This window comes from Microcystis sp. LE19-195.1E (genome assembly GCF_027532095.1).
Lineage (GTDB): Bacteria > Cyanobacteriota > Cyanobacteriia > Cyanobacteriales > Microcystaceae > Microcystis > Microcystis aeruginosa.
The window spans coordinates 1-6,755 of sequence record NZ_JAPZSZ010000338.1 but is presented as its reverse complement, the minus strand read 5'-3'; the positions used below and the strand labels follow the sequence as shown (position 1 = coordinate 6,755).

5 protein-coding genes are annotated in these 6,755 nt (G+C 42.3%); 3 read left to right on the top strand and 2 right to left on the bottom strand.

What is annotated here, in order from left to right:
* Positions 1 to 424: 424 nt before the first annotated feature.
* The gene (locus tag O9300_RS18280) at positions 425 to 2,152 is read right to left on the bottom strand and encodes an ABC transporter ATP-binding protein (protein WP_287973192.1); all 1,728 of its coding nucleotides are present in this window, start codon (positions 2,150 to 2,152) and stop codon (positions 425 to 427) included.
* 365 nt (positions 2,153 to 2,517) lie between these two features.
* Entirely contained in the window at positions 2,518 to 3,063 is a 546-nt protein-coding gene (gene cysC / locus O9300_RS18275) for an adenylyl-sulfate kinase (RefSeq protein ID WP_287973190.1), read from the bottom strand.
* A 54-nt stretch (positions 3,064 to 3,117) separates the two neighbouring features.
* Between cysC and O9300_RS18270 the strand changes: the two genes are divergently transcribed.
* From O9300_RS18270 to O9300_RS18260, 3 genes are all read left to right on the top strand, one after another.
* Positions 3,118 to 3,354: a hypothetical protein gene (locus O9300_RS18270; protein ID WP_287973188.1), complete on the top strand. Its 237-nt coding sequence runs from the start codon at positions 3,118 to 3,120 to the stop codon at positions 3,352 to 3,354.
* Between the two features lie 8 nt (positions 3,355 to 3,362).
* Complete coding sequence (locus O9300_RS18265) at positions 3,363 to 5,531, top strand: lytic transglycosylase domain-containing protein (protein ID WP_287973186.1); 2,169 nt, start codon at positions 3,363 to 3,365, stop codon at positions 5,529 to 5,531.
* 213 nt (positions 5,532 to 5,744) lie between these two features.
* The gene (locus O9300_RS18260) at positions 5,745 to 6,575 is read left to right on the top strand and encodes an energy-coupling factor transporter transmembrane component T family protein (RefSeq protein ID WP_287973183.1); all 831 of its coding nucleotides are present in this window, start codon (positions 5,745 to 5,747) and stop codon (positions 6,573 to 6,575) included.
* Positions 6,576 to 6,755: the final 180 nt, after the last annotated feature.

Sequence of the window (6,755 nt, the reverse complement as noted above, 5' to 3'; positions counted from 1 at the left end):
AGCAAATAGAGAGAATTCTTGTCCATTAAGAAATGTTACAAATTACATGGGTACATTAAGAAAAGTTAAGGGGGTACATCCATTGATGGATAAGGGTTTTGGGCTATTATGGTATATATGTATGGGGGAAGTTCAGTTATTCAGCAAACCCTAATTAATTCTGTCTGGATACTTACAGCGTTTCCCTAAAGATGAAGTCTAACCTAATTCCGCAACTGACTTTCCAAAACGAAAACTTCCTACCTCACCATTAAGATAACTGCTATATCGGTGACTCTTAAATTAGTACAAATATATGAACAACCGCGTGTAAGCATCCCACCGAAAAACTAATGCGCTCCGGGGTTTGGGGGGTAGAACCCCCCAAAAACTTGGCTTGAGTGATAAAATCAGAAATAATGCCCAACTCTTAACGCCAAATAGACTAATCTTGAAATTGTCTAGCATGAAATTGAGCGTAACGACCATTAAGATTTAATAACTCCTCGTGATTACCCACCTCGATAATTTCACCCTTTTCTAAGACTAAAATACGGTTAGCTTTTCTGACAGTTGCTAATCGGTGAGCAATAACAAATACTGTGCGCTCCGTCATAATTCTTTCTAAAGCTTCCTGCACTAAAGCTTCCGATTCCGAATCGAGCGCGGAAGTCGCTTCATCTAAGATTAAAATTCTCGGATTAGATAAAACCGCTCGCGCGATGGCGATTCTTTGTCTTTGTCCACCCGATAAATTAACACCCCTTTCTCCCACATAGGTATAGTAACCCTGAGAAAGTTCACTGATAAATTGATGAGCATTAGCAATTTTTGCCGCTTTTTCCACCTCTTGCAGATTAAAATCTCCCTGACCAAAAGCGATATTTTGGGCTATAGTGCCAGAAAAGAGAATATTTTCCTGTAAAACTACGCCAATTTGTCGCCGGAGACTTTTTAAAGTCACATCACGAATATCCACCCCATCGATTAAAATCTTGCCAGAAGTGGGGTCATAAAAACGCAATAAAAGATTAACTAAAGTGGTTTTTCCCGCTCCCGATGCTCCCACTAAAGCAATCATTTCCCCAGCGTGTGCAGTAAAATTAATATTTTTTAAAACCTGTCTGTCCTCATTGTAAGAAAAATTTACTTGACAATATTCAACTTCTTTGCTATGGAGTGGCAGATTGATCGCATTCGGTTTTTCGGTAATTGTTGGCAAAATAGCTAACAATTCAAAAATCCGATCCATGGAGGCTTGCCCCTGTTTAAATTGATTATAATTACTGGTAATATGGGCGATGGGATCGATTAACATTGCCACCGCTGCCACATAACTAACAAAGTCAATTCCAGTTAAATTCTTTTGGGAAATTTGCCAACCAGCGAGAAAGAATAAAAAGATGACACCGAGAGCTTGTAAGAATCCCACCACGACGTATTGTAAAGCTTTGGTGGATTCTGATAGGTATTGAGCGCGGCGATTTTCCTCCGCTTCTTGGGCAAAAAGCTCGGTTTGATAATCTTCAGCAGCGAAAGCTTGCACCACACGAATACCGCTAAAAACTTCGGTTAATAACGCAGAAAGATTAGATATTTTCGCTTGGGCGCGACGAGCATATTGTAATAATTTTTCACCAAAAAATCCCACCAAAACTCCCAACAAAGGAGCGATAATAATGACAGCGATCGTCAATTGCCAGTTAACAATAAACATATAGGCAAAGACGACAATTAACTGTAAGGCTGAGGGGATAAAATCATGGAAAAATTTGTTAATTACTTCCCCAATGCGATCAATATCTTCCGTTAAACGATAGGATAAATCACCAGTTTTCGCCGTTTCAAAGTAATTTAAGCCGAGGGTTTGCAGGTGTGCATAAACTTTTTTTCTTAATTCGAGGGCAATTTTTAAAGAAGCTTTTGCCATCAGGGAATCTTGCCCATACTGAGACATTCCCCGCAGTAAAAAAACCACTGCCCCCACCCCCGAAAGTGTCGCCAATGCTTGCACATTTCCCTCGCCGATATATCTGGCCATTTGTCCAGCTAACCAAGCTAAAATCGGCCAAAATACCGTAAATCCGATCGTACAGATGAACGCCAAAATAATTGTTTGGGTTTGGGGACGGAGATAGGGAATGAGGTTCCAATAACTAGAGCGAGATTTCAAAATAATTTAGTGCCTTTAAATATAAGTATTCCTGCAAAATTAATTTGCTAGTCGAGACAGTTATCAGTTATCAGAACGTAGGTTGGGTTGAAGTATGAAACCCAACACAGCCATGGATTACGCTACCGCTAACCCATCCTACAAATAATTGTGCCTCCCTACTTACTGTTCACTGTTTACTGATTACTGTTTAGACACTCTTGCACTTTGACCAGAGGTTTACTAAGAGGTATAATTAACTTGGCTTAGGTACTGAAGAAAAGGAGATTGACTAACAAATTTGCTTAAGCGGTTAATCAGGATGTAGAGACGTTTGTAGTCCACGTCCCTACGATATTTTCCAATAATACAAAGTTATGCTGCGATTAAACCGCCACAGCTTGATGAATGTAGCCTAATTCCGTCAATTTGTTCCAGACTTTGGCGACACTTTCCTCTAAAGTCTCTAAATCGGTGCGGCATTCCACTTCCGGGTTAAAAGGTGGTTCATAGGGATCATCAATTCCCGTAAAAGACTTGATTTCGCCAGCACGCGCTCTTTTATATAATCCTTTCACATCGCGCGCCTCACAGACATTTAAGGGAGCATTCACGAAAACTTCGACAAAACTGCCGATTTTTCCCCGTACTTCCTCGCGAATCTCACGATAGGGAGAAATAGCCGAAACTAGGACAATCACACCGTGACGGGTGAGCAAATTAGACACAAAACCAATGCGACGGATATTTTCATCGCGATCCTCTTTACTAAATCCTAAACCTTTGGTGAGGTTCGTCCGTACTACATCGCCATCGAGAACTTCAATGGAATAACCTTCAGCGATTAATTTTGCCTGTAATGCCTCGGTAATCGTGCTTTTCCCCGCACCACTCAATCCCGTTAACCAAACCGTCACGCCGCCTTGTTTCATAGCAATCATTAATAATACTTAAATCCTGTTTAGCGTACCATATCTCAGTGATCAGTGATCAGGAGTCAGGAGATAGGAGATAGGAGACTCCGAGACAGGAGACTCCGAGACAGGAGATTATTTTTATTTATCCTTCCCATCCCCCCACACCCCACTTCCCACACCCCACACCCCACACCCCACACCCCACACCCTACTTCCCCACACCCCACACCCCACTTCCCCAACCTGATTGAAACAAACAACCTGTCACCACGATCACTGATAATGTATGTTGAGTTACTGTCTTGAATAAGGTAATGTTTAAGAAATTCCCCCCTCACACCCCGCTCATTCTTGGACTAGGTTCTGGGGTTGCGCTTTTTACTCTCACCAGTCTCTTTCTCTTTCACCCGAAACTTCTCGCTTGGCTCGATCGCAATAGTGCTTCCCTTCCTAGCCAAGATCCTAACCAACCCTCTGCCGTGGTTGATAGCGCTTCCTTACCACAAACCGAGCGAGATGTCAAGTTAAAAGATGTGGCCGATGCCAACGCGCCCTCTTTAGATCGTAGTCGCGCCCGCTATCTCCTGGCTATGGATTTATTGAGAAAATATGAAGGGGGTCCGGCTTTAAAACAATTAGAAGGCTTAGAAAAACAATATCCTGTCCTCGCTCCCCAGATTCTCCTCAAACAGGGACGCGCCCAGGAATTAAGCAATGATAGTGAAAGAGCGCGAGAAATTTGGCAAAAATTACTGGAAACCTATCCCCAATCGCCCGTAGTGGCGGAAGCTTACTACTCTTTGGGCAAATACGACCCCAGTTATCATGAAAAATTGCTCAAGGAATACCCCCGACACCCGCGTACTTTGGCTTTAATTCGCCAACGTCTTCAAGAAAATCCCGATCAATTTCCCCTATGGTTACAGTTAGCCAAGGCTAATCCTTTTGATCCTACCCTCAATCAGGCCCGCGATCGTTTGGTGAAAGACTACGCCAATCAGTTAACTCCGGCGGATTGGGCAATTATTGGGGCCGGTTATTGGCAGTCGGGATTGTACGAAAAAGCCTATAAAGCCTACGCTAAAGCCACTCCTAGCCCCGAACAAGCCTATCGTTACGCCCGCGGGCTACAAATTGCCAAAAAACTGCCAGAAGCTCGCAGCGCCTACCAAAAATTAATTAAAACCTATCCTCAGGCCCCAGAAACGGGTTTGGGATTACTGCGACTCGCTCAAATTTCTCCTAACCGCGATGCCATAGCATATCTCGATCGCATTGTCAAGCAATTTCCCGATCGCGCTCCGGAAGCTTTGGAAGCGAAAGCCAAATTACTCAACTCAACTAATGCCCAGGCCGCTAGTCAAACATGGCAGACTTTATTAAATAAATACCCAAAATCCGACGAAGCCGCCGATTATCGCTGGTTAATGGCCCAAAGAGCCGCTAAATCCGGTGATTACGCCAAGGCGTGGCAGTGGGCGCAGCCAATTGCGGTTAATAATTCAGATAGTCAAATTGCCCCGAAAGCAGCCTTTTGGGTGGGAAAATGGGCGCAAAAACTCGGCAAAAACCAAGAAGCAAAACAAGCTTTTACCTACACTATTTCTCGTCATCCCCATTCCTATTATGCTTGGCGCTCGGCGGTTTTATTAGGTTGGGACGTGGGGGATTTTACCACTGTCCGCTCCTATAACCCTACCACCGTCAAACCCGCCACTCGTAACGATCCCCCCGCTGGTTCGGAAGCTTTCAAGGAATTATATCGAATTGGTGAAGATACGGACGCTTGGAATCTCTTCCAAGCAGAAATTGTCGATCCTTGGAATTTAACCGTTGACGAACAATTTAACCTCGGTGTCTATAAACTCTCTCGCAATCAAAATTTAGAAGGAATTAACCTGATTTGGCGCTTGCGAGAAAGAGATACCCCGGAGGAAAAGAAAGCTTGGAAAGTCCTGCGACAAAATGATAAATACTGGCACGCTTTATTCCCTTTCCCCTACTACGATACCATCCTGCAATGGTCAAAAGATAGACAATTAAATCCCCTGCTAGTGACGGCTTTAATCCGGCAAGAATCCCGCTTTGAAAAAGAAATTCGTTCTCCTGTGGGGGCAGTGGGATTAATGCAAATTATGCCCGATACGGGTAAATATATCGCGGGTAATACTGGCAATAAAAGTTATTCTTTAACTAATCCCGAAGATAACATTATGATGGGGACATGGTATCTCGATTATACCCACGGCAAATTCGCCGGAAATTCACTTTTTGCCGTGGCTAGTTATAATGCTGGACCTGGGGCAGTTTCCAAATGGAGACAGCGTTTCGATTTTAGCGATCCCGATGAATTTGTCGAGAATATTCCCTTTAGAGAAACTAAGGGTTATATAGAATCGGTGTTTGGTAATTATTGGAATTATCTCCAGATTTATAACCCCGAAATTCAAGAGCAAATGAAGAGAGTTGCTAACCCTTCCTAGGGAATTGATGGGGATGGGTAATTAACTCATTCCCTTAAAGTTATAATTAAATTGAAGATATATCCCCCCTTAATCCCCCCTTAATAAGGGGTGTGCCGATCCCCCCTGCCCCCCTTGATAAGGGGGGTGCCGATAGGCGGGGGGATCCCCCTTAATAAGGGGGGCATCTGACAGTTTTTAACACCTAGCTACTTACTAACTTTTTTCCTAATTATGCAATCATTTAACTGGCAAACCGTCGATCGAGATTCTCCTTTTACTCGCCTAGATTTTCGGACCAAATTAACCATGATGATCGTGGTTACTCTCATCGCTTTTACTTGGGAAAGTCCCCTCGCTGGCGGTTTTCTAACTCTTATTGTCGCTTTAGCTTGTCTCTGGGCCGGGGTAAAATGGTCTTATCTCCTCACCATTTTAAAATTCATGGCTCCTTTTTATCTATTCTTATTAATTACCATGGGATTTTTTAATGTGGAACAGGTAAAAGCTTTAACGGGAAAACCTGAATTAACTCCCTTATTAACTGTCGGTTCTGCTCAAATGACTGTCGAGGGAACCCTCTACGGTTTAAATGTGATCTTTAAAACTCTCACCATGGTTTTAATTATTCCCCTCGCTATTTTTACCACTGATATAAATCAGATGATGGTGAGTTTAACTAAAGCCAGAATTCCTTACAAAATAGTCTTTATCTTTTCCTCTACCCTGCGCTTATTTCCTCTCCTAGTAGAAGAATCTCGATCGATTATTTCTGCTCAAAGATTACGAGGATTAGCAATAGAAAAAATGGGTTGGTTACAAAAAGGAAAAATTTACGCTTCTATCGCTGTACCTTTAATTTTAAACGCTATGGCTAAATCGCAAAAATTAGAGGTAGTTCTACAAGCTAAAGCTTTCTCTGGTGATCCTGATCGCACATTTTTACAGGAATCAATCTTAACCAATAAAGACTATTTATTAATTATTGTCTTTCTATTTTTATTGGTTTTGGCAATTATTCTCTATGTAAAATTCGGGGTGGGAAAATTTGCCTGGTTGTTTTAAAATTAATCCCTATTGTAAGTAGTTAGGTGTTAAAAACTAGGTTCTTCGTTACTTGGTATGGTTCGATAGGGGGGCATAAATCGACTAAATCCTTATCTGGCAAGAGATTTAATTGATTAGTTCGCTCTAGATCGAAAACAATTGACAAAAATCCCCAAATGTCTTTCTCTATAAGAGTTT